At 76.4% G+C, this 25,591-nt stretch carries 2 protein-coding genes; both read left to right on the forward strand.

What is annotated here, in order from left to right; all coding sequences use genetic code 11:
- Positions 1-2 precede the first annotated feature (2 nt).
- Positions 3-10,874, forward strand: coding sequence for an SDR family NAD(P)-dependent oxidoreductase (locus ACZ7D7_RS09775; protein ID WP_470823453.1), 10,872 nt, complete (start codon positions 3-5; stop codon positions 10,872-10,874).
- Positions 10,871-25,585: an SDR family NAD(P)-dependent oxidoreductase gene (locus ACZ7D7_RS09780; RefSeq protein ID WP_470823454.1), complete on the forward strand. Its 14,715-nt coding sequence runs from the start codon at positions 10,871-10,873 to the stop codon at positions 25,583-25,585. The genes ACZ7D7_RS09775 and ACZ7D7_RS09780 overlap by 4 nt, the downstream gene beginning before the upstream one ends.
- Positions 25,586-25,591: the final 6 nt, after the last annotated feature.

Genomic DNA, 25,591 nt, shown 5'->3' on the forward strand with positions numbered 1-25,591 from the left:
CCATGTCGCAGAACCCTTCCGTCCAGCGCCCGAACGACGACCTGCCGCAGCACGACGACCCGCCGCGGCCCCACGACCCGCCGCGGCCCCACGACCCGCCGCGGCCCCACGATCCGCTGCCCGGCCACGACCTGCTGGGCCCGCTCGCCGGCCGCCGCGCCACCACCGGCGTCGGTGCCGACGACCCCGCCGTACGGGACCACCTCGTCCACGAAGTGCCGGTCCTGCCCGGCGTGTTCCTCCTCGACCTGGTGCTGCGGACCGTCCGGCGGGCGGGCGTCGACCCCGGCCTCGTCATCCTGCGCCGCATCGTCTTCCACGCGCCCGTCGTCGGTGCCGCCGAACGGTGCGCCGTCGAGGTCGTCCTCGGCGACGCGGACCCGGGGCGGCCCGTGCCCGTGACGGTGCGCAGCCGCCCCGGCGGCGACCCGCGGGCGCCGTGGGAGACCAACTGCACCGCCGAGATCCACCCGGCCGACGGCGCGCCGTGGCGGCGGATCGACCCGGCCGGCCTGACGGCGGCGGCGACCCGCACCGTCGACGTCGACGAGCTGTACGGCCACGTCCGCGCCATCGACATCCACCACCGCGGCTTCATGAGGGCGTCCGGCACGGTGCACGTCGCGCCCGGACACGCCCTGGCGCGCATGCGGCTCGCGGACGAGGCGGCCGAGCACGTGGACCACTTCCACGCCCACCCGGCGGTCCTGGACTTCGCCACGCTCGTGCCGATGCTGCTGTTCCCGGAGCAGGACCCGGGTACCCCCAGGCACGCCTACATCCCGCTCTACATCGAGTCGTTGCGGGCCCGCGCGGGCGTCGGCGCCGACAATCTCGTCCATGTTCCCGGTCCGGTCACCGGCGACTTCGGCAGCGAACTGTTCCAGGCCGACATCGTGGTGTGCGGCACGGACGGCGACGTCGTGGCCGAACTGACCGGCTTCCGCGCCAAGCGGGTGCGGTCCGCCGCGCTCATCACGGACCGCACCCGGCCCGCGGCCGAACGCCCCCAGGAGCCGCTGCCGGCCGAACGCCCCGAGGAACCGCCGACGGCCACGGAACCGACACCGGCGCCCGCCGGCGCGTTCGAGGAACGGGTCGCGGCGCTGGTCGCGCGCCGCCTCGGCGTCGAACCCGGCCGCGTCGACCGCGAACTCGGCTTCTACGAGTGCGGCCTCAGCTCGGTGGACCTGCTGAGCATGGTCGGCGACCTGGAGGACATGCTCGGCACGGACCTCTATCCCACGCTGCTCTTCGAACACCCGACGGTCCGGCGCCTCGCGGATCATCTGCGGGCGGAGCATCCGGGACTGGACCAACTGCCCGACGGGAGCGAGGAGCCGGCCCCCGCGGCCGAGGCGGCCGTCACCCCCGGTATCGCACCCGAGGCGGCGCCCTTCGCGCCCCTCGCGTCCGAGGCGGCGTCCTTCGCGGCCCCCGGACCCGAGGCGCCCGACCTCACGGCTCCCGCTCCCGGCCCCGCCCAGGAGCCGCTGGCGATCGTCGGACTCGCCGGCCGCTACCCCGGCGCCCGCACCCCGGACGAACTGTGGGAGGTGCTCGCCGAGGGCAAGGACCGCGCGACCCCCGTCCCGCCCGAACGCTGGGACCACGCACCGTACTTCGACCCGCGCAAGGGCACACCGGGACGCACCTACTCCCGCTGGGGCGCCTTCTGCGACGGAGTGGCGGAGTTCGACGCGCCCTTCTTCCATCTCACCGCCCGCCAGGCCGAACTGATGGATCCTCACGAACGGCTGCTGCTCCAGGCCGCGTGGGAGGCGATCGAGGACGCCGGACACACCCCCGAGGGACTCGCCGCCCAGACCGGCCGTGCCGTGGGCGTCTTCGCCGGCGCCATGTGGAACGACTACCAACTGCACGGCCTGGACCGGCTGCACGCCGGTTCCGCCGACGTCGCGGGCTCCTGGTCGTCCGCCCTCTCCAACCGGCTGTCGTACACGTTCGACTTCGCCGGGCCCAGCATCACCGTGGACACCGCCTGCTCCGCGAGTCTGGCCGCCCTGCACCTCGCCGCCGACGCGATACGGCGCGGCGAGTGCCGCGCGGCGCTGGTCGGCGGCGTCAACCTGTCCCTGCACCCGTACAAGTACCTGCGGCTGGCCGAACTGGGCCTGCTGTCACCGACCGGACGCTGCCGCCCCTTCGGCGAGGACGCGGACGGCTACGTGCCCGGCGAGGGCGTCGGCGCCCTGCTGCTGCGCCCGCTCTCCGACGCGCTGGCCTCCGGCGACCACGTCTACGGGCTGCTGCGCGGCTCGGCGCTGCTGCACAGCGGGCGGACCGGCGGCTACTCCGTGCCCAGCCCCGACGCCCAGGCACGGGTCGTCTCCGCCGCCCTCGCCGACGCCGGTGTCGCGCCGCGCACCATCGGCTACGTGGAGGCCCACGCCTCGGGAACCGCCCTCGGCGACCAGATCGAGGTGGAGGCGCTCAGCTCCGTGTACGCGCGGCACACCGGCGACCTCGGGTACTGCGTCATCGGCTCCGCCAAGCCGGTCGTCGGGCACCTGGAGGCCGCGGCCGGCATGGCCGGGCTCACCAAGGCCCTGATGGCGCTGCGGCACCGCACCCTCCCGGCCGTCGGTGACATCGGCGCGCCCGCCCCGGGCATCCACTGGGAGCGCACGCCGTTCCGGCTGCCCGCCGACCCCGAGCCCTGGCCCGCCCCCGTCGACCCGGACACCGGGCGCCCGCTGCCCCGACGGGCCGCCGTGAGCGCCTTCGGGGCCGGCGGCGCCAACGCCCACGTCGTCGTCGAGGAGTTCACCGCCGCCGACGGGCCCGAGCGGTCCGGTCCGGGCCGGCCGCTCGCGGTCCCGCTGTCCGCGCGCAGCGCCGAACGGCTGCGCGAGCAGGCCGGACGGCTGGCCGGACACCTGCGGGCCCACCCGGGACCACACCTCGCCGACGTGGCGCACACGCTGCGCGCCGGCCGCCGCCCCATGGAACACCGCCTCGCCGTCGTGGCCGCCTCCACGGCCGAACTCGCCGACGCCCTCACGGCGTGGGCGGACGGCCGCCCGCCCGCCTGCCCCGCGTACGCCGGCACCGAACCCGTCGGCCGGGACACGCGCGCGGACACGGGAACCGGCGGCGCGGCCGACGAGACGCGGGCCGCCCGGCAGTGGGCCGCGGGCGGCGCGTCCGACTGGCCCGCCCTCGACCGGGCACGGCGGATCTCCCTGCCCACGTATCCCTTCGAGCGCCGGCGGTACTGGCTCGGCGACCCCGGACCCGGCGAACGACCGTCCCCGACGCGCGAGGAGCCCCGAGCCGTGAACCCGGACCGGCCCGCCACCCTGCTGTACGTCCCGGACACCCGGCCCCTGCCCCTGCCGGACCCGGCCACCGTGTCCGCGCCGGTCGGTCCGCTGCTCCTCCTGGACGCCGACGCCGACCGCGTGCGGCAGATGCGCGCGCTGCATCCCGACGTGGTCCGCGTCCGGCCCGGCATGTCCTACCAGCGGCTCTCCGCCGACGAGTTCGAGATCGAGGCCGGCGACGCCGACCACTACCTCCGGCTCGTCGAGGCGCTGCGCGCGGAGGACCGCGCCCCGGGAGCCGTCCTCCACCTGTGGCCGCTGTCCGGGGACACCACCGGCGACACGGGCACCGGCGGCGTGCTGTCGGCCCTCCTGCTGTGCCGCGCCCTCGCCGTCGGCCTCGCCCGGCCCCTGCCCGTGGTGTACGCGTACGCCGCCCGCGGCGCGAGCCCGGCGCACGCCGCCGTGGGCGGTCTCGCCCGCAGCGTCCGGCTCGAACAGCCGAGGCTCCTGCTGAAGACCGTCCGCCACCGGACCCCGGCCGTCGAGGCGCGGACGCTCCTCGCCGAGGCCTGCGCACCGGCCGACGCCTACGGCACCGAGATCCGGCACACCGAACACGGCCGCCTGACCGAGGTGTTCGTGCCCGCCGGGGCACCGGCACCCGCGGGGGCGTCCGTGCCCCTCGGCCGTCCGGGCGGCGTCTACCTGATCACCGGCGGCACCGGCGGACTCGGACTGCACACGGCCCGCCGTATCGCCGAGGCAGGAGACGTGTCCCTGGCACTGCTGGGCCGTTCACCGGGCGACGCCCGCACGGACCGGGCCGTCGCCGAACTCGAGGCCCTCGGCGCGCGCGCCGTCCACCTCACCGCCGACGTGACCGACCGGGCCGCGCTGTCCGCCGCCGTACGACAGGTACGCGAACGCTTCGGGCCGCTGACCGGGGTCGTGCACGCCGCCGGTGTCCTGGAGGACTCGCTCGTCGTCAACAAGACCCGCTCGGCGGCCGAGCGGGTCCTCGCCCCGAAGCTGCTCGGCGTCGCCGCCCTCGACGCCGTCACCAGCGACGACCGGCTCGACTACCTGCTGCTGTACTCGTCGCTCGCCGCCGCGGCGGGCAGCGCGGGCGGCGCCGACTACAGCGCCGCCAACCGCGCCCTGGACGCCTACGCGACCCACCGCGAGGGGCTGCGCAGGGCGGGCCGACGGCACGGCGTGACCGTCGCCGTCGACTGGCCGCTGTGGCGCGACGGCGGCATGCGCATCGACCCCGCGCTCCAGGACCGCGTCCTGGCCCGCACCGGCTCCGTCCCGCTCGACACCGCCACCGCCCTCGACACCCTCGACACCGTCCTCGGCCTGGGCACCGAGCGCGTCGTCGTCCTGCACGGGGACCCCGCCCGGCTGCGGGCCGCGCTGGAGACCCCGCGCGGCGAAGCGGCCGGCGAAGCGGTCGGCCGGGACGCGCGCGCGGACACGGTCTTCGAAGCGCCCGTGCCCGGCGCCGACTCGGGCGACGACGTCCCGGACCCGCGCGAAGCACTCGACGCCCACGTCACCACCGCGCTCACCACGGCCCTGCGCCGCGCCGGCAAGGAGACGCAGCCGTCGTCCGTGCGGGACGCGGGATTCATGGCCCTCGGTCTCAGCTCGCTGGAACTGGCCTCCCTCACCTCGGAGTTGAGTGCCTGGCTCGGCGTCGACCTGCCGGCCACGACGCTGTTCCGCTTCCCGGACACCGACCGCCTCGTGACCCACCTGCTCGACGCCCACCCCGACGCCGTACGGGCCGCGTTGCGCCGCGAGACCGCCGCAGCGCTCCGGACGGCCGCCTCCGCGCAGGGGGAGGCCGCCTCCGCCCACGGCCAGGTCGCCTCCGCCGACGAGGACGCCGCCCGTACCGAGGCGCCCCGGCCGGCCATGCCCGTCGCCGTCATCGGCATGGCGGGCCGCTTCCCCGGTTCCGACGACCCCGAGGGGTTCTGGGCCGACCTCCTCGGCGGGCGCGACCTGGTGACTGAGGTCCCCGCCGACCGGTGGGACCACCGCCTGTACCACGACCCGAACGGCGAGCGGCCGGACGCCACCGACTGCGGCCACGGCGGCTTCCTCACCGACGTCACCCGCTTCGACGCCGCCTTCTTCGGACTCACCCCCGCCGAGGCCGAGGGCCTCGACCCGCAGACCCGCCACCTGATGGAGGTCCTGTACCGCACGGCCGAGGACGCCGGCGTCGCCGGCCGGCTGCGCGGCTCCGCCACCGGCACCTTCGTGGGCCGCTGCTTCAGCGACTACGACCAGGCGATGACCGCCTCCGGACGCCGGATGGGCGCCCACGACGTGACCGGCACGTCCGTCACCATGGCCGCCAACCGCATCGCCTACCACTTCGATCTGACCGGCCCCTCCCTCGTCGTCGACACGGCCTGCTCCTCGTCCCTCTACGCCCTGCACCTGGCGGTCGCCGCCGTGCGCCGCGGCGAGTGCGACATGGCGTTCGCCGCCGGGACCAACCTGATCCTCGACCCGCAGCACTACGTGCGCAGTTCGGCGCTGGGCGCGCTGTCGCCGTCCGGACGCTGCCACACCTTCGACGCGCGGGCCGACGGCTACGTGCCCGCCGAGGCGGTCGTCGCCGTCCTGGTCAAACCCCTCGACAAGGCCCTCGCCGACGGCGACCCGATCCACGCCGTCGTCCGCGAGGTCGGCGTCAACCACGGCGGTCGCGCCGGATCGGTCACCGCGCCCAGCCCGGACCGCCAGACGCACCTGCTGCTGGACACCTGGGCGCGTGCCGGAATCGACCCGGGAGACCTCGGCTACCTGGAGGCGCACGGCACCGGCACCGCCCTCGGCGACCCCATCGAGATCGAGGGCGCCGTCGCCGCCCTGCGCCGCCACACGACACGGTCCGCGTTCTGCGCCGTCGGCTCCGCCAAGGCCCACCTCGGCCACGCCGAGGGCGCCGCGGGACTCGTCGGCGTCGTCAAGGCCGTACTCCAGATCGAGCACGGCGTGATCCCGGCCATGCCGGACTACCAACAGCCCAACCCGCACTGCCGCTTCGACGACACGCCGCTCTACGTCAACACGCGCCCCGTCGACTGGCACACCCCCGACGGACGGCCGCGCCTCGCCGGCGTGAGCTCCTTCGGCTTCGGCGGGTCCTACGCCCACGCCGTCCTCGAACAGGCGCCGGTGCGCGAAGCGGCCCCGGCCCCGCGCCGTCCCCGCCTCTTCCCGTACTCGGCGCGCGACGGCGAGGCACTGCGCCGACTCGTGCGCGCCCACCGCGACTTCCTCGCCGCGACGCCCGACATCCCGCTCGACCGCACGGCGGCCACGCTCCACCACGGCCGGGAGGCGATGCGGCACCGCGTGGTGCTGCTCGCGGACTCCCACGAAGGCCTGCTGGCCGCGATGGACGCCTTCCTCACCGACCCGGACGCCTCGACCGGCGTGCACGTGGCGGCCACCGAAACCGCCCCCGGCGAGCCGCTGCCGGCGGCGGCCCGGGCCTGGGCGGCGGGCGCCCCGATGCCCGCCACGGCGGCACCGGACCCCGCGACACCGCGCGTCGGCCTGCCGACGTATCCGTTCGGCGGCGGACGGTACTGGTTCGCGGAGACGGAGACGGAGACGGAGACGGAGACGGAGACGGAGACGGAGACGGAGACGGAGACGGAGACGGGGACGGGGACGGAGACGCACGCGGGCAAGGGCACGGGCCGGGCGGCCACCGCCGCCGGGGACAGCGCCGCCGCCACGGACGGCTTCCGGCAGCCCGTCACCCCGGCGGTCCTCCGGCAGCCCGCCGACCCCCCGCAGGCCGACGTCCGGCCGGCCGCCGGCCCGGCCGAGGCGTCGCGCCCCGCGGTGCCCGCCGAAGTGCGGGACGTCCAGCGGCACATCCGGGCGAGCGGGTTCGACGGACGCCGGGCCGCCGAGGGCATGGAGCGGCTCAACGACCTGCTCCGGCGCTGGTGCGCGCACCTGCTCGCCGACGGCCCCACCCCTCCCACCGCGCAGCGCCTGCGCGCCCTGCTGGCGGACGAGGACAACTACGGCCGTCTCGCCGACGCGCTGGCCGCGCTGATGGCGAAGGTGCCCCCCGCCTCCCGCACGACCGAGCCGGACTTCGCGGCGGAGGCGTCGCGACTGGCCGCCGAACACCCCGAACTGGCCCCGTGGCTGAAGCTCGTGCGGGTCTGCGTGCCCCGGCTGAAGGAGATCCTCACCGGCAGGGCCGACGCGCTGGAGGTGTTCTTCTCCCCGGACCACCCCGACCTGCTGCTCGGCATCTACGACGGCAACACCGTCGCCGACCACCACAACGAGATCGTGGCCCGCCTCGTGGCCGGCCGGGTGCGCGCCCTGCGGGAGTCCCGGCCCGGTCAGCCGGTGCGCCTCGTCGAGATCGGCGGCGGCACCGGCGGGACCACACGCCGGCTGCTGGAGGCCGTCGCCGAGCACGGCAACGGCGTCCAGTACCGGTTCACCGACGTCTCACCGGCCTTCCTGCCCGCCGCCCGCGCCCGGTTCGCCGACACCCCGGTGGACTTCACGTGCGCGGTCCTCGACCTCGACCGGGACCCGGTGGAGCAGGGCTTCGAACCCGGCAGCGCGGACATCGTCGTCGCCGCCAACTCCGTGCACGCCACCCGGCACCTGGGCGAGAGCCTCGGCCGGATCCGGCGCCTCCTCGCGCCGTCCGGCGTGCTCGTCCTGGAGGAACTGGTGCGCAACCACGACTGCATGACGGCCATGATCGGACCCCTGCCCGGCTACTGGTCCGCGGTGGACGTGGCGGCGCGGCTGCCGCACTCGCCGTTCTTCGACGTACCGCGCTGGCGCGCGGCGCTCGCGGAGCAGGGCTTCGAGACGACCTGGGCGCTCGGCGCGCCGGACCTGGCCGAGACGGAGTTCGACAACGCCGTCCTCTTCAGCCAGGTACCGGCGACGGCCGAGGCGGGAAGCGGCACCGCGGCGAACGGTCCGGCGGAGGCACCGTCCCCGGCACCCACTCGGGCCACCGCCCCCGCGACCACGCCCGCGACCACGTGCGTGACCGACCCGGTGAGCGTTCCGTCGACCGCCCCCGTGCCCGCCCCCGTGCCCGCCCCCGTGCCTACGCCCGTGACCGCCCCGGAGCCCGTCATGGCGGACGCCGACGAGGTGCGCGAGCGGCTGACGCCGGTCTTCGCGCGGTTCTTCGGACTCGCGGCCCACGAGGTCGACACCGCCGTCACCTTCGACCACTACGGCATGGACTCCCTGAGCGCCATCCAGCTGGTCCGCAGCCTGGAACCGGAGTTCGGCCGCCTGCCGAAGGTCCTGCTCTACGAGCACCCGACGATCGACTCGCTCGCGGCGCACCTCGCCGAGCACGCGCCCGTCGCCTCACGCAGGCACACTCCCGCCGAGGCCTCCGTCGTCGCGGCGGACACCGAGCCGTCGCGGCCCGCCCCGGACGCCGTACACGAACCGGCCACCGCGGCGCCCGTGCCGCCGGAACACACCCCGCGACCGCACCCCGTGGCCCCCGCGGCGGCGCGCGGCGCAGGGGCGGACGGGGACGACCCGGTCGCGATCGTCGGCATGGCGGGCCGCTTCGCGCGCTCGCCCGACCTGAGCACCTGGTGGCGCCACCTGCGCGACGGCACGCACCTGGTGGGCGAGATCCCGCGCGACCGGTTCGACTGGCGCGAGGTGTTCGGCGACCCGCACCTCACGCCCGGCACGGTCAACAGCCGCTGGGGCTCGTTCATCGACGGCGTCGACCGCTTCGACGCCGACTTCTTCGGCATGACGCCGCTGGAGGCCGAGCTGATGGACCCCCAGCAGCGGATCATGCTCCAGACGGCCTGGCAGGCGGTGGAGGACGCCGGCCACCGCCCCGCGTCCCTGCGCGGCACCCGCACCGGCGTCTTCATCGGCGCCACCTCCCGCGACTACGACTGGCAGCTGCACCGGGCCGGCCGGCACCGCGAGGGACACGTCGTCAGCGGCAACGGCCACTGCCTCATCGCCAACCGCATCTCCTACCAGCTGGACCTGCGCGGCCCCAGCGAGGCCGTCGACACGGCGTGCTCCAGCTCGCTCACCGCGCTGCACCGGGCGGTGCGCGCGGTCCGCACCGGCGAGTGCGAGGCGGCGCTCGTCGGCGGCGTGCACCTGTTCCTCACCGCCGACCTGTTCGTCGCACTCGGCCAGCTCGGCATCATGTCGCCCGACGGCCGGTGCGCCGCGTTCGACCGGCGGGCCAACGGCATGGTGCGGGGCGAGGGCGCCGTGGCGGTCCTCGTCAAGCCCCTGTCGCGGGCGCTCGCCGACGGCGACACCGTGTACGCGCTGGTGCGCGGCAGCGGCGTCTCGCACGGCGGCGGCGGACACATGGACTCGCTGATGATGCCCAACCCGACCGCCCAGGCGGAGCTCATCGCCACCGTCTACCGCGACGCCGGTGTGGCACCGCGCACGGTCGGCTACGTGGAGGCCCACGGCACCGGCACCGAGGTCGGCGACCCCATCGAAGTACGGGGGCTGCGCAAGGCGTTCGCCGCGCTCGACGGCAGGCCCGACGGCGCGCCGGTCGACGCCCCCTGGTGCCTGCTCGGCACGGTCAAGTCCAACGTCGGGCACACCGAGGCCGCGGCCGGACTGACCGGCGTCGTCAAGACGGTGCTGGCCATGCGGCACGGCATGCTGCCGCCCACGCTCCACTTCACCGAGCCCAACCCGCTGCTGGACCTGGACGGCAGCCCCTTCCGCGTCGTGGACCGCCTCACCCCGTGGCCGGCGGGCGACGCCCCGCGCCGCGCGGGCGTCAGCGCCTTCGGCCTCGGCGGCACCAACGCGCACGTCCTGCTGGAGGACTACCCCGACACCCGGCCCGCCGCCGAGGCCGCCGGCCCGGTCGTCGTCCCGCTGTCCGCCCGCACCCCCGAACGGCTCCGCGCCCGGCTCCGGGAACTGCACGGCTTTCTCACCCGGGACCCCGCCGAGCAGGCCGGACCGCTCGCCCTCACCGACATCGCCCACACCCTCGCCGAGGGCCGGGACCCGATGGCCCACCGCGCGGCGTTCGTCGTCGAGACGACCGCTCAACTCGCCGTCGCGGTACGCCGCCTGCTCGACGAGGAACCCGGCCCGGACACCTTCACCGGTCGGGCCGAGCGGCCGTCGGACGGGCGGGCGGCGGCCAACGGGCACGCCGACGCCGCCGCACCGCAGGACACCGATCCCTACGAGACGGCCCTGCGCTGGGTCTCGGGCGAGCGCGCGCTGCCCGCCTCCCCGGGCCGGCGCGTGCCCCTGCCGGCGTACCCGTTCGAAGCACAGCGCCACTGGGCGGAACCCCTCGATCCCCACGGACCCCTGGATCCCCACGGCCCCCACGGCTCCCTCGGAGCCCTCGGAGCCCTCGGAGCCCTCACCCCCCTGCCCGGGGCGGGCCCGGTGCCCGTCCCGGCGTCCGCCGCGCCGTCGGCGCCGGGGGCCTCGCTGCCCGAACTGCTCCAGGCACTCAACGAAGGCCGCCTCTCGGTGGACGAAGCGGAACGGCTCATGGAAGGTGCGCAGTGATCTCCAGGCAGAACCGTCGGGACATCCTCGAGCGCGTCAGGGCGGGGGAGTTGGCCGTCGCCGACGCGGCCGCCCTCATGGGCGCGGCGGCCCCGGCCGGCCCCGCCCCGGCGGCGGGCGCGCACGAGGTGGTGGCCTACACGTCCGGCTGGGAGCGCACGGCGCCGACCGGGCACCGGACCCCCGGGCACGGGCGCACGCCCCTGATCGTGCTCGACCCCTCCGCCGCGCGCCGGCCCGGCCTCGTGACGCCGGGGACGGGACGGGTGGTCGCGGCCGTCGCGGGCCCCGTGCCGCCCGCGCCCGGTGCCCCCGCCGTACAGCCGCCGGACACGCACACCGTCTCGCTCGCCGACGACGCGTCGTGGGAGCGGCTGTGGGCCGCGCTCGCCGCCGACGGCGACCTGCCCGACCGCATCGTCCTCGTCACGGCCGAGGGCCCCGAACACTGCCTGGACGTCGTGTATCCGGCGGTGCGCACCCTGATCCGCGGCCGGGTCGGCGAGCGGCTCGCCGTCGCCTGCCTCGCGGTGGGGGAGGACCGCGCGCAGGCGGCGGACGCGCTCGGCGGCTTCTGCTCGATCGCCGCCCAGGAGGACAGCCGGCTCCACCTGGTCGCGCTCTCCGCGGACGGCGCGGCCGACCCCGTGGCCCTCGCCCTGGACGAACTCGCGGAACCCGTCGCGCCGTTGCGCCAGGTGCGCCACGACGCCGACGGCCGCTGGGTGCGCACCATGACGCCCCTTACGCCGGCCCCCGCCGCACCGCCCGCAGACGGTGTCCACCTCCTGTCCGGCGGTGGCGGCGGCATCGCCCTGAGCCTCGCGGAACGGCTGGCCCAGTCTCCCGACGCCCGGATCGTCCTGCTGGGCCGCTCGCCCGCCGGCGCACGCGTCTCAGAACTGCTGCGCCGCGTCAACGGCACCGGGGCGGAGCGGATCCGGTACGTACGCGGTGACGTGACCCGGCCCGACGACGTACGGCGGGCCGTCGCCGAGGCCCGCGCGGCCTTCGGCCCGGTCACCGACGTGCTGCACCTGGCCGGGGTCAACGAGGACGCGTACATCGCCAACAAGGCGCCAGGCGGCCACGCGCGCGTGCTCGCGCCCAAGCTGGCCGGTGCCCGCAACCTGGACGAGGCGACGCGGGACGAACCGCTGCGCCACTTCGTGCTCTTCTCCTCGCTCGCCGGATACGCGGGCCACCCCGGGCAGGCCGACTACGCCGCCGCGAGCCGTGCGCTGGGCGGCTTCGCCTCCCACCGCGCCGCCCTGGTGGAGGCGGGCCGGCGCCGCGGACGCACCGTGTCGGTCGGCTGGCCGCTGTGGGCCGACGGCGGGATGACGCTCAGCGACACCGACCGCCGGGCCGTCGAGGTGCTCCAGGGCATGGTCGAGATGCCCCCGGACACCGGACTGTCGGTGATGGCGGCGGCGCTGCGCTCCGAGGCGCGCGAGGTCGTCGTCGTCCACGGACACCGCGACCGCATCGAGGCGTTCGTGCGCGCCCGCCTCACGGGCGTGGCGGCGGGAACCGGCGGTGCCGGGGACACAGGGGTGCCCCGGGCGTCGGCCGAACCGGCGGTGCCCGACGCGGCGGAGTGGGACGCGGCCGGGGTGGCGCGGGCGTACCTGCTGGACCTCGTGTCGCGGCTGACCCGTATCGCGCCCGGCAGGCTCCGCTCCGACCAGGAGTTCTCCGCGCTCGGCATCGACTCGGTGATGGTCAAGCGGATCACGGCCGCCCTGGAGGACCGGCTCGGTCCCATGCCCGTGACGCTGCTGTTCGAGCACCGCACGGTCGACGACCTCACCGACTACCTGGCGGCCAACCACCGGTCGTCGCTGGGCGCGTTGGCCCCGGCCGCGCAGGCTTCCCCGACCGCCCCGGTGCCGACGCCGACCTCGGCCCCCGAGGCCAAGGCGCCGACACCCGCCCCCGAAGCCGCGGCCTCTGCCGCGAGGACCGCGCCCCGACCCACCGCCCCGCCCCCGGCCGGCGACGCCGCGCCCGACGACGCCATCGCCGTCATCGGCCTGGCCGGCCGCTACCCCGGCGCGCGGGACGTGCACGAGCTGTGGCGGATGCTCGTGGAGGGCCGGGACGCCATCGGGGAGATCCCGTCCGAACGGTGGGACGGGGAGCGCTGGTTCGACCGCGGCGAGCGCCGGCCGGGCACGAGCTACGGACGGTGGGGCGGGTTCATCGAGGACGCCGCGCGCTTCGACTCGCTGTTCTTCTCCGTCGCCCCGCGCGAGGCCCGCCGCATGGACCCCGCCGAGCGACTGTTCCTCGAGGTCGCCTGGTCGGCGCTGGAGGACGCGGGGTACACCCGCACCCGGCTGCACCGCACCACTCGTACCGACGAGGGTCACGCGGTGGGCGTCTTCGTGGGCGCCACGGGCCTGGCCTACGGGCTGGTCGGCGCGGAGGAGTGGGGCAAGGGCAACCCCGTACCGGCCTACTCGATGGAGTTCTCCCTCGCCAACCGGCTCTCCTACTTCCTCGACGTGCACGGCCCGAGCCTCACCGTGGACACCGCCTGCTCCGCCTCCCTCACCGCCCTGCACCTGGCCTGCGAGAGCCTGCGGCGCGGCGAGTGCCGGACGGCCGTCGTGGGCGGAGCCCACCTCAACCTCCACCCGATGAAGTACGCGATGCTCGCCGAGCAGCGCATGATCTCCCCCGACGGGGTCTGCCGGGCGTTCGGCGAGGGCGGCAACGGGTTCGTGCCCGGCGAGGGCGTCGGCGCCGTGGTGCTCAAGCCGCTGGCCGCCGCCCGTGCCGACGGCGACCGCATCGACGGCGTCGTCCGTGCCACCGCCATCAGCCACGGCGGCCACACCAACGGCTACACCGTGCCCTCGCCGCGCGCCCACGCCTCCGTGATCGGCGCGGCGCTGCGCCGCTCCGGGGTCGACCCGTCGAGCATCGGCTACGTGGAGGCGCACGGCACCGGCACGGAACTCGGCGACCCCATCGAGATCGAGGGCCTGGCCCGCGTGTTCGGACCGTCCGCGGAGGAACGCCAGTACTGCGCCCTCGGCTCGGTGAAGCCCAACATCGGCCACGCCGAGGCGGCGGCCGGCATCGCCGGCCTCACCAAGATCCTCCTCCAGCTGCGGCACGGCACGCTCGCGCCGACGCTGCACAGCGACCCGCCCAACCCGAAGATCGACTTCGCCCGGACGCCGTTCCGCCTCCAGCGCGCCGCCGGACCCTGGCACCCACGGCCGGGTCACGACCTGCGCCGGGCCGCCCTGAGCTCGTTCGGCGCGGGAGGCGCCAACGCGCACGCCGTGATCGAGGAACACCGGGACGCCGTACGTCCCGACGACCGGCCGGCCGAGGGCGACGACCACCTCGTCGTCCTGTCCGCCCGGACACCGGACCGTCTGAAGGCCGCCGCCGACCGGCTCGCCCGCCACCTTGCCGCACCGGATGCCGCCGGGCTCCGCCTCGACGACATCGCGCACACGCTCCGGGCCGGGCGGGAGGCCTTCGAGCACCGCGTCGCGTTCGTCGTCCCGACCCGCGCGCGGCTCGTGCGGGCGCTCGAACAGTACGTGGCGACCGGTGCCGCCGACGCGACCGGCCGCGTCGCACCGGAGGCTCCCCGGCGTGAGGCCGGCGACCTCAGCGGCCTGTTCGCGGGGCGCCGCTGGCATGAGATCGCCGCGCGCTGGGTCGCGGGGGCGGAGTTCGAGTGGCCCGAGGCCGCCGAGCGCCGCGACCGGCACGGGCGGGCGCCGCGGGCCGTGCCCCTGCCCACCTATCCGTTCGCCGGCCCCGTGCACTGGCCCGACACCGTGGACGCCCCGGTCGGCACGGCCCCGGCGCGGACTGCGCGGCCCGCGGAGACCAACGGCGCGACGGATGGCGGGACGGAGGGCGGGACGGATGGCGTGACGCTCGCCGAGTCGGGTGTCGCGCCCGACGGGGCGGCCGAGTTCACGGCCGCTCTCACTCCCGGCCACCCGTGGGTGGCGGACCACGTCGTGGACGGCCGGCCCGTCCTCGCGGGCGTCGCCCACCTTGCGCTGGCCCGGGCGGCGGCCGAGCGCGCGACGGGACGGCCGGTCTCCGGACTGACCGACGTGCGCTGGCGCACCGCCCTCGTCGTGACCGCCGGTGAACAGCCCGTCGTACGCGTCCTGCCCGCCGCCGGGGACGGCACCGTCCCCGTCGAGATCTGCACCGGCACCGGCGAGCGGCGCACCGTGCACGCCACCGTCACGGCACGGACCGCGACGCCCCACCCCGACGCCGTCCCGTCCCTCCCCCCGGCCCCCCTGGACATCGCTTCCGTGCGGCTCGGCTGCCCCCGCGAGGTGAGCCACGAGGCGTTCTACGACCGTGCCCGCGCGGCAGGCCTCGACTACGGGCCGTCGTACCGCAGGATCGAGCGTCTGTGGTGCGGGGACGGTGAGGCGCTGGCCGAACTGACCATGACCGGGGAGCAGTTGGGGGCGTCCGTCTCGTCGCCCGGCCGCGATCCCGGCGTCACCGACGCCGCCCTGCACGCCGTGCACGGGGCCGTGCCCGCGTGGGACGAACCGGCGACGCTGCCCGCCGCCGTCGAGCGGGTCCGCCTGCACGCCGGTGACGGACCCGTCCGCCACGCCCACGCCCGTCTGGTCGCCGCCGACGCGGCGCGCGGGACCGTCAAGTGCGACGTCCTGCTGACGGACGCCGAGGGCCGCGCCCTCGTCGAGTTCACCGGGCTGACCGTGGTCCGGCCGTCCGGCGCCGCCGCCGTCCCGCACCTCGTGCCCGTCTGGCACGTCGCGCCCCGCGTCGACGCCCCGGACGACCGGGGGCACGGGCCCGCCCTGGTGTTCACGGCCGGGCACGACGCCGGACTCGCCGCCGCGCTGGTCCGCCACCACGGCGGCGCGAGCCGGGCCGTCGACCTGACGGCACTGCGCGACCGCGACGGCCACCTGGCCCTGCTCCGGGCGCACCCGGGCATTCGCACGCTCTACTTCGCCGGCGGCGTCGACACCCGCCGCCACTCCTCCACCGACCTGGCACACCTGGAGCGGACCCAGCGGCACGGCTGCCTCGCCCTGTTCCACCTGGCGCAGGCGCTGGCCACCCTGCGCCCGCGAGGCCTGCGGCTGGTCGTCCTGACCAGCGACAGCCAGCAGCCCCTGCCCGGCGGCCCCGTCGACAACCCGTTCGCCGGATCCCTGCACGGCATGGCGCGCACCCTCTCGCGCGAACTGCCGTTCCTCGACGTGGTCTGCCTGGACCTCGCGCGCACCGACCTCGAACGCTGCCAGACCGATGACGCCTGGCAGCCCCTGGTGGCCGCCGTCGCCGCCGAACCGGCCGCGACCCCCTTCACGGAGGCCGCGCTGCGGGAGGGCACGCGGCTCGTCAAGCGACTCGCCCCGGCCGCGCTGCCCGCCCCGTCGGACGACCGGCTGCCCCTGCGGCGCGGCGGACGCTACCTCGTCGTCGGCGGCCTCGGCGGCCTCGGACGGGTCGTCAGCGAGCACCTGCTGCGCGAGTGGGACGCCCGGCTGGTCGTGATGGGACGCCGGCCCGAACACCAGCTGCCGGACGGCACGCTCACCGGTCTGCGCGCACACGGCGGGCAGGTCGCGTACTTCTCGGGCGACGTGACCGACCCCGACGCCGCGCGGGCCGCCGTCCGCCTGACGCACGAGCGGTACGGCGGCGTCGACGGAGCCGTCCACACGGCGTTCGTCCTCGCCGACCGGACCATCGCCCAGTCCGACGACCAGGTCTTCGACGCCGCCTTCGCGCCCAAGACGCGCGGCACCGTCGCCCTCGCCGACGCGCTCACCGCCGAACCGCTCGACTTCTTCGCCCTCTTCTCGTCGGCCATCGCCCACACCGGCAACCCCGGCCAGTCGAACTACGCCGCCGGTTCGACGTTCATGAGCTCCTACGGCGCCCACCTGGCCTCCCGGCTGCACTGGCCCGTCACCGTCGTCGACTGGGGCTTCTGGGGCGACGAGGGCGCCGTCGCCACGCCGGAGCACCGCGAGCGGCTCGCCCGCTGGGGCGTGCAGCCGCTGACCGCGGCCGAGGGACTGCAGGCCTTCCGCCAGGTCCTCGCCGCCGGACTCACCCAGGTCGCGCCGCTGCGCGCGGACCTCACGGAACTGGGCCGCGTGACACCCCTGGAGCACGGCACACGTCACCTGCGGCCCGCCCGGGCAGCCCAGCCGGTCGCCGGTCCCGGCGCCGCCGCCGGTCCCGAGGCCTCCGCCCCGGTGGATGCCCTGACCGCCCCGGGCGCCGCCGACCGGGATGCCCTGACCGCCCCGGGCGCCGCCGGCCGGAGTGCCCCGACCGTCCCGGCCACCGCCGGCCGGGACGTCCTCGCCGCCCCGGCGGCCGCCGTACTCGCCGCGCGGCGCGCCGACGGCGAGCCCTACGCGCCCGACTACCTCGACGCCGTCGACGACTACGCGCGTCTCGCCCTGCTGGACGCCCTGCGCGAAGCCACCGACTGCCTGGCACCCGGAGCGCACTTCACCCGCGAGGAACTGCGGCGGGGCCTCGCCGTCCACGACGAGAGGCTCCCCCTGTTCGACGCGCTGCTCACGGCCCTGGAGTCGGCCGGCCTCGTACGGCCCGGCCGGGGCCTGCTCACGGCCCCGGCCGCGCCCGAGGCCGACCGCCGTTCCCGACTGCGCAGCGAACTCCTCGCCCGCTTCGGGCACTTGACGCCCACGCTGGACCTCCTGGACGACTGCGCCGCCGCGCTGCCCGACGTCCTCGCCCGCCGACGGCGCGGCCTGGACGTGCTCTTCCCGGGCGGCTCCGACCGGCGCATGGCCGCCCTGTACGCGGACGATCCGCGCACCCGGCACTTCAACCGCCTCACCGCCGCCGCTGTCCGGGCCGCGGTCGCCGACGCTGTCGCCGCCGACCCGGGCCGGCGCGTGCGCGTCCTGGAGATCGGCGCCGGCACCGGCGCCACCACCCGCGCCGTGCTCGACGCCCTCGACGACCACCGCGCCTCCCTCCACTACGACGTCACCGACATCTCGCCCTCCCTGGTCGCCGGCACCCGCCGACGCCTGGCCGAGGGCCGGCCCCACACGGACTTCCGCGTCCTGGACATCGCGGACGACCCGGCCACGCAGGGCTTCGGCGGCGAGCGGTACGACATCGTCGTCGCCACCAACGTCCTGCACGCCACCCGGGACATCCGGCAAACCCTGCGCAACGTCGCCGAACTCACCGCGACCGGCGGCCTGTTGGCGGTCAACGAGGCCACCCGCGTCCTGGACGCCGTCACCCCCGTGTTCGGTCTCACCGACGGGTGGTGGCTCGCCGGGGACGCCGGGCTGCGCCTGCCGCACGGACCGCTGCTGGCCCCGCTCACCTGGCAGGCGCTGCTGGCCGAGGCCGGATTCGACCGCAGCCGCCGCTTCGGCGTGCACGGCTGGACCGACGACCAGGCCGGACAGCACCTCTTCGTCGCGGAACGGGGACCCTGGCACACCGCGCCGCCCGCCGCCACCGCCGTACCGGGGCGCCGACAGCCCGCTGCCCGGCCGGCGGAACCGCCCGCGCCGTCGCCCGTGCCGCCCGCACCGCCCGCGGGGGCCATACCGGCCGCACCGACCACGGACGCACCAGCCACGACAGCCGCACCAGTCACAGCAGCCGAACCAGCCACACCAGCCGCACCGGTCGAACCCCAGGCCCGCCCGTCCGCGAACGGTGCCGGAGACCGGCTCCTGGCGGGGACGACGGAGCATCTGCGGCACCTGTTCGCGGACCTCCTCCGCCTGCCCCCGGACGACGTGGACCCGGAGGTACCCCTCGCGTCCCTCGGTACCGACTCCCTCACGGTGATGGAGGCGGTGGAGCGTCTTGAGCGCGACATCGGGCCGGTGCCGCAGGAACTCCTGGTGACCGGCGAGTCGGTCCGCTCGGTGGCGCGGGCCCTGGTGAGCGCGAAGGGCACGGAACTGGCCCGGCTGACGGGAGTCGCCGCGGCGCCGGCCGACGACACGCCGCCGCCACCACCGACCACTCCGCAGAGCGACGCGCCCGCGCCGACCGCCACGTCCGGGGCCGAGTCCCTTGCGACGGTCCACACCGCAGCCCTGCCACCCGCCACCACCGCCCCGCCGGCCCGATCGGCGTCGCCGGTCCAACCGGCGTCGTCGGCCCACCCCTCCCGTCCCGCCCCCGAACCCATCGCCGTCGTGGGTGTCGCCGGCCGCTACCCGGGCGCCGCGGACATCGACACGCTCTGGCAGCACCTGCTCGCCGGGCGCAGCCTCATTACCCCCGTCCCGCCCGGACGTTGGCACCCCGAGGAGGCCGGGGAGGCCGGGGTCGGCGCGGCGTGGGGCGGCTTCCTCGACGACGTCGACCGCTTCGACCCCCTCCTGTTCCGCATCTCGCCGCGCGAGGCGGAACGCATGGACCCCGCCGAACGCCTCTTCCTGGAGACGGCCTGGGAGGCGCTGGAGGACGCGGCGCTGCCCCCCTCCCGGCTGCGCGCCCGGGCCGTCGGCGACGGCGGCAGGACCGGCGTCTTCGTCGGCATGATGCACCACCAGTACGCGCTGCTCGGCGCCGAGGAACGCGGGCGCGGGAACGCCGTACAGGCCCTGTCCTCCGGCTGGTCCGTCGCCAACCGCGTGTCCCACACCTTCGGCCTGACCGGCCCCAGCATGGCGGTCGACACGGCCTGCTCCTCCGCGCTCACCGCCGTCCACCTCGCGGTGCGGAGCCTGCGCGAGGGGGAGTGCGGCACGGCGATCGCCGGGGGAGTGAACGTCATCCTCCACCCCAGCCACCACAGCGACCTGGCCGCCGCGCGGATGCTGTCCCCGCACGGCACGCCGCGGGTCTTCGACACGGCCGCCGACGGCATCGTCACCGGCGAGGGCGTCGGCGCGCTCGTCCTGAAACGGCTCTCGGACGCGCTGCGCGACGGCGACCGCGTGTACGCCTGCATCCGGGGCTCGGCCGTCAACGCGGACGGCCCGACCGAGGCGTACGCCGTCCCGCGCGCCGAGGCGCAGGTCGACCTCATCGCCCAGGCCCTGGAGGCCTCCGGAACCGACGCGCGCAGCGTGCAGTACGTGGAGGCGCAGGCCACCGGCTCACCGGTGGGCGACCCGGTCGAACTGGCCGCGCTGCGCGAGGCGTACGACGTCGGGGGCGATGCCGGAGGCGATGTCCGGGGCGACGTCCACCGGCTGCGGATCGGCTCGGTGAAACCGAACACCGGGCACCTCGAAGCGGCGTCCGGCGTCGTCCAGTTGACCAAGGTGATCCTGCAACTGCGGCACCGCACCTTCGCGCCGACCCTCGGCACCGACGGGCCGCCGACCGCCGACGGCTTCCTCGTGCCCCGCGAGCCGTCCGCCTGGCCCGAGCAGCCCACCGGGGAGCCCCGGAGGGCCGCCGTCAGCTCCTTCGGCGCGGGCGGCGCCAACGCCCACGTCGTCCTGGAAGAGGCCCCACCGCACGCGGTTCAGCCCGAGCCCGACACCGAGGGCCCGCGGCCCGCCCGGCCGCTCCTGCTGCTTCTGTCGGCCCGCCGACCGGACGCCCTGCGCGCGTACGCCCGCCGCCTCGCCGCGTTCCTCGACGGCCCCGGAGCCGCACTGCGCCCGGTGGACGTCACCCACACCCTCCGCGTGGGACGCGAACCGCTCGCGGCCCGGCTCGGCGCCGTCGTGCACGACCTGGCCGACATCGTCGCGGTCCTCACCGCCTACGCGGAGGAACGCCCGCACGACCGCCTCGTGAACGGCCCCGGGGACGAGACCCTCCGGCGCCACGACCTGCCGCCCGCCGACGCCGAGGTCCTGGAACGGGCCCGGCGCTGGACGGCCGGCGCGCGCCCCGACGACCTCGCCGCACCCGAGCCCGACGCCCGGATCGTGTCCCTGCCGCACTACCCCTTCGCCGACGGCCGCTACTGGCTCAGGCCCGCACCCGCCGCCGGCCGCGGCACCACGGATCCCGTTCCGCCCGCCACCGGTCCCAGCCCTTTTGAGGAGCCCTCCGTGACCCTCACGCACCCGACCGCCGACAGCGCGGGCGGCAGCAGCACGCCCTCCGCCGTCCACGCGATGCGGCACACCGTCACCGAGGCCATCTGCGCCCTGGTCGGCGTGACGCCCGAGGACATCGACCCCGGCGACCACCTCAGCGACTTCGGGCTTGACTCGGTGACCATGGTGCAGCTCGCCGACCGCCTCTCCCGGACGACCGGCGCCGACCTGACCCCCGACGTCCTGTACGGCTGCCGGGACATGGCGGCCGTGGTCGACCTCCTCGTCAAGGCCACCGCGACTCAGTCCTTCACGGCCACCGCGACAAAGTCCTTCACCGACACCGCGGCACGGACCGTCACGAGCACCGCCAACGAGCCCAACGGTTCGGCCGTTTCCATCCCGGCCCCGCCCCACGAGGAGCCGGCCCCGGCCGCCCCCGTCCCGCCCCCGGCCGTCGCCCCCGCCGCGCCCCCGGTCGCCTCGCCGCCCGACCGCGCCGACGAGCCCGTCGCCGTCGTCGGCATGGCCGGCGCGTTCCCCGGCTCGCCGGACCTGGAGAGCTTCTGGAACAACCTGATCCAGGGCCGCGACCTGATCACCGAGGCGCCTCCCGAGCGGTTCGCCACCGCCGCGGACACCGCCCCGGACACGGCCCCCGTACGCGGCGGATTCCTGGACGGTGTCGACCGATTCGACGCCGAGTTCTTCCAGATCACCCCGCGCGAGGCACGCGTCATGGACCCGCAGGCCCGGCTGTTCCTGCAAACCGTGTGGGCGGCCGTCGAGGAGGCCGGCCACGACCCCGCCGACCTCGCGGGCAGCTCCTGCGGCCTGTTCGTCGGCGTCGCCTCCTCCGAGTACGGCGAACTGGCCCGCGAGCGCGGCGTGGACGTCGACGGCCAGCTGATGACGGGCAACGACCACAGCGTCCTCGCCAACCGCGTCTCCTTCCTGCTCGACCTGCGCGGCCCCAGCGAGCCCGTCGACACCGCCTGCTCCAGCTCCCTCGTCGCCGTGCACCGGGCCGTGCGCGCCATCCAGACCGGCGAGTGCGACCAGGCGATCGCCGGCGGCGTCAACGTCATCGTGGCGCCGACCGCGTTCGAGGCGTTCGGCCGGTCCGGCATGCTGGCGCCCGACGGCCGCTGCAAGTCCTTCGACCACCGCGCCGACGGCTACGTGCGCGGCGAGGGCGTCGGCGCCGTCCTGCTCAAGCCCCTGAGCCGGGCCCTCGCCGACGGCGACCACGTGCACGGCGTCATCGCGGGCTCCGCGACCAACCACGGCGGACGCGCCGCCTCCCTCACCGCCCCCAACCCGGCGGCCCAGGCCGAGGTGATCGCCCGCGCCCAGCAGCGCGCGGGAGCACGGCCCGAGACGATCGGCTACGTGGAGGCGCACGGCACCGGCACCGCCCTGGGCGACCCCATCGAGGTGACCGGCCTGCGCACCGCCTTCGAGCGGTACGACGCGGGCGACACGGCGTCCGCACCGAGGCAGTACTGCGGGCTCGGCAGCGTGAAGACCAACATCGGTCACCTGGAGACGGCGGCCGGTATGGCGGGCCTGTTCAAGGTGCTGCTCTCGCTGCGGCACGGCATGCTGCCGCCCACCCTGCACGTGGAACGCGTCAACCCGCTGATCAAGCTCGCGGACTCGCCGTTCCACCTCGTCACCTCGGCCCGCCCCTGGACCCCGCTCACGGACGCCGCGACCGGCGCGCCCCTGCCCCGCCGCGCCGGCGTCAGCTCGTTCGGCTTCGGCGGCATGAACGCGCACCTCGTCGTCGAAGAGGCACCCACGGGCGGCGCCTCCCGCCCGTCCGCCCGTACGGCGGACACGTCGGGCGGCGACCGGCTGTTCGTGCTCAGCGCCCGCGACGACGACCGCCTCCGGGCCGCGGCCCGCCGCCTCCTCGCACACCTGGAGCGCTGGGAACGCGACGGCCGGCTGCACGCCGTGTCGCCGGACGACGTCGCCCACACCCTCCAGGTGGGACGCCGGCCGTTCGCCGCGCGGCTCGCGGTCGCGGCCCCGACCCTCGCGCACCTGGCCACCGCCCTGCGCACCCACCTCGACGGCGGCGACGACCCGCGCCTGACGACGAGCCGTGACACCGGCCCCCGTTCCGTCGACGGCGACGACGTGAGCGACGCCCTGCGCCGCGCCGCCGGCGGCGACTTCACCCGGCTCGCGGCGCTGTGGGCGGCCGGCGCCGACATCGACTGGCGTTCCCTGCACCCGACGGGGGACCGCGCCAGGGTCTCCCTGCCGACGTACCCGTTCGCCCCCGAACAGCACTGGCTCCCGCCGGCCCCCGCGCCGGCGCCGGCGCCCCGCGCCACGGAACCGGCAGCGGCGGCGGCACCCGTACGCCGAGCCACCACCCCGTCCTCCGCGCCCCGCCCCGCCCCACCCCGACCGGCCGCCGCCGAACGCCCCGCGCCTCCCACCACCCCCCGACCGGCCCCCGCCCCCGCGGCCACCCCGGCGCCGCGCCCCCACCCCGTGGCCCCCGCGACGTCCTCGGCGCGCGATGCCTCCGCCTCCGCCGCCCCCGCGCCCCCCGCCGCCCCGGCCGCCGCCGAGGCCCCCGCGCTCCCCGACCGGCTCGCCTCCCTCCGGCAGCACGTCCGGGAGGCCGTCGCGGACGGCATCGGCATCGCGCCCGAAGCCGTCGACCCCGCGCGGGACTTCGCGAGCTACGGCGTCGACTCCATCGGCGCCATGCGGATCATGCAGACCGTCCAGGACTGCTACGGCGACCACATCCCGATGGCCGCGATCCTCGAACACCCCAGCGTGGACCGGCTCGTCGTCCACCTCGACCAGAGCTACGTCCTGCCCGACGCCGTACCGGAGACCCTCGACGGCGGCGTCGACGCGGGCCCCGTCCGCAAGGCGGAGCGGCCCCAGCCGGCCGCACGCCCCGCGGTCGCGGCACCCCGGCTGGTGCCGCTCGCCACCGACCGCGCCGGAGAACCGGTCTACTGCCTCTTCGGCGACACGGGCGAACTCACCTGGGTGATGCACCTGTGCCGGCACCTCGCGGAGCACGGCCCCGTCACCGGCGTCGAGGCACCCGGCTTCCCGGACGGACCCGACCCCGCCGCCGACGTCAACGTCCTCGCGCGGGCCTGCGCCGAGGCAGTCGCCGCCGCCCACCCGGGCGGCTCCTGCCGGCTCGCCGGGTACGGAGTCGCCGGCCTCGTCGCCGTCGAGACCGCCCGCATCCTCCAGGACCGCGGCCTGGAGATCACCGAACTGCTCCTCGTCCAGACCCCCGGACCGGGGGAGGGGCCGCTCGCCGAGACCGCGTCCGAGTCGCTCGCGGCCGTGGCCGGGACCCTCGCCGGTGTGTGGGGAGCGGACCGGCCGCCCGCCGCCGGACTCCCCGCCCCCGCCACGCTCGACCAAGTGACGGCCGCCCTCACCCCGTTCGCGCCGATGGCCGCCGGCGCGCTGCGCGGCCGGCTGGAACGCGCCGCCGCCTGGCGGGCCGCCCTGGTCGCCGCCGCGGCCGTGCACCACACGCGCCCGCTCGGCGGACTGGAGCGGACCGTGGTCGTGCGGGCCGTACCGGCCGGGACCGGCGACGGCGAGTACCACCGCTGGATCGCGCCGCCGCCCGACCTCGTCGACCTCGACGTCGAGCCGTGGCTCGCCGTGGCGGCCCCGAACGCGGCCCGGGTGTGCGCGCCGCCCGTCACCCACGAGCCGGCCGCGCCCCCGGCGCCCGAGGCCTCCCCGGTCGTCGCGATCAACCGGCACGGCGACAACCGGCGGTCCGTGTGGGCGCACAACCTGTACGGCGAGGTGAGTTACGCCATCTACCTCTCCCGCCACCTCGGCCTGCACAACCCCGTCATCGGCCTGGAGCAGATCGGCGCCGCCGCGGCCGACCGCATGCCCCACCGGTACGACTCCGTCGAGGAGATGGCCGCCCACTACGTCGACGAACTGCGCCACCGCTTCCCCGGCGAGCCCTACCTCCTGGGCGGCTGCTCCTTCGGCGGGGTGCTCGCCTACGAGATGACGCGGCAGCTGCAACTGGCCGGCGAGGAGGTCACCCACCTCATCGCGATCGACCCGATCATGCCCGGCACCGAGGCCTGGGACAGCGTGGACTGGGGCACCGTCACCGAGGTCGAGGCGGAGGCCTTCTCCCTGGTGATGCTCGGCAACGCGATGTGCCAGCGCTGGGGCGTCAGCGAGCAGATCGGCCTCGCCTCCCTCACCGGCCTCGACCTCCAGGCCCAGCTGGACCTCGTCGCCGGCCACATCCGCGACCGCTCCGCCGCCCGCCCCGACCGGGAGATGATCAAGCAGCAGATCCTCGTCCGGCACGAACTGATGCTGCACAACGGCGACCTGCTCCAGGCCTACCGCCCGGCCCCGCTGCGCACCACCGTGCCCACCACCCTCTTCCACGCCACGCAGGGCTTCCTCGCCCCGGGCAACAGCAACGACCTGCCCGCGGTGCCGCGCACCAGCGACGACAAGTCGAACGGGCTCGCCGGGTTCGTCGGCCCGCGCATCACCATCCACGAGATGAACGCCGACCACCACACCATCGCCCACGACGAGAACCTCGCCCGCATCGCCCGGATGCTCTCCCCGGTGCTGGCCTCCCGGAACTACCCGACCAGCCTGTTCCCGGCCTCGCTCAACCCGGCCGGCCCCGACGGCACCAGGTGAGGACCC

The sequence above is a fragment of the Streptomyces sp. NPDC037054 genome, from assembly GCF_055606745.1.

Bases quoted from the DNA above. Each gene is read 5' to 3' on its own strand.
- ACZ7D7_RS09775 (WP_470823453.1), top strand. From the start codon at position 3: ATGTCGCAGAACCCTTCCGTCCAGCGCCCGAACGACGACCTGCCGCAG.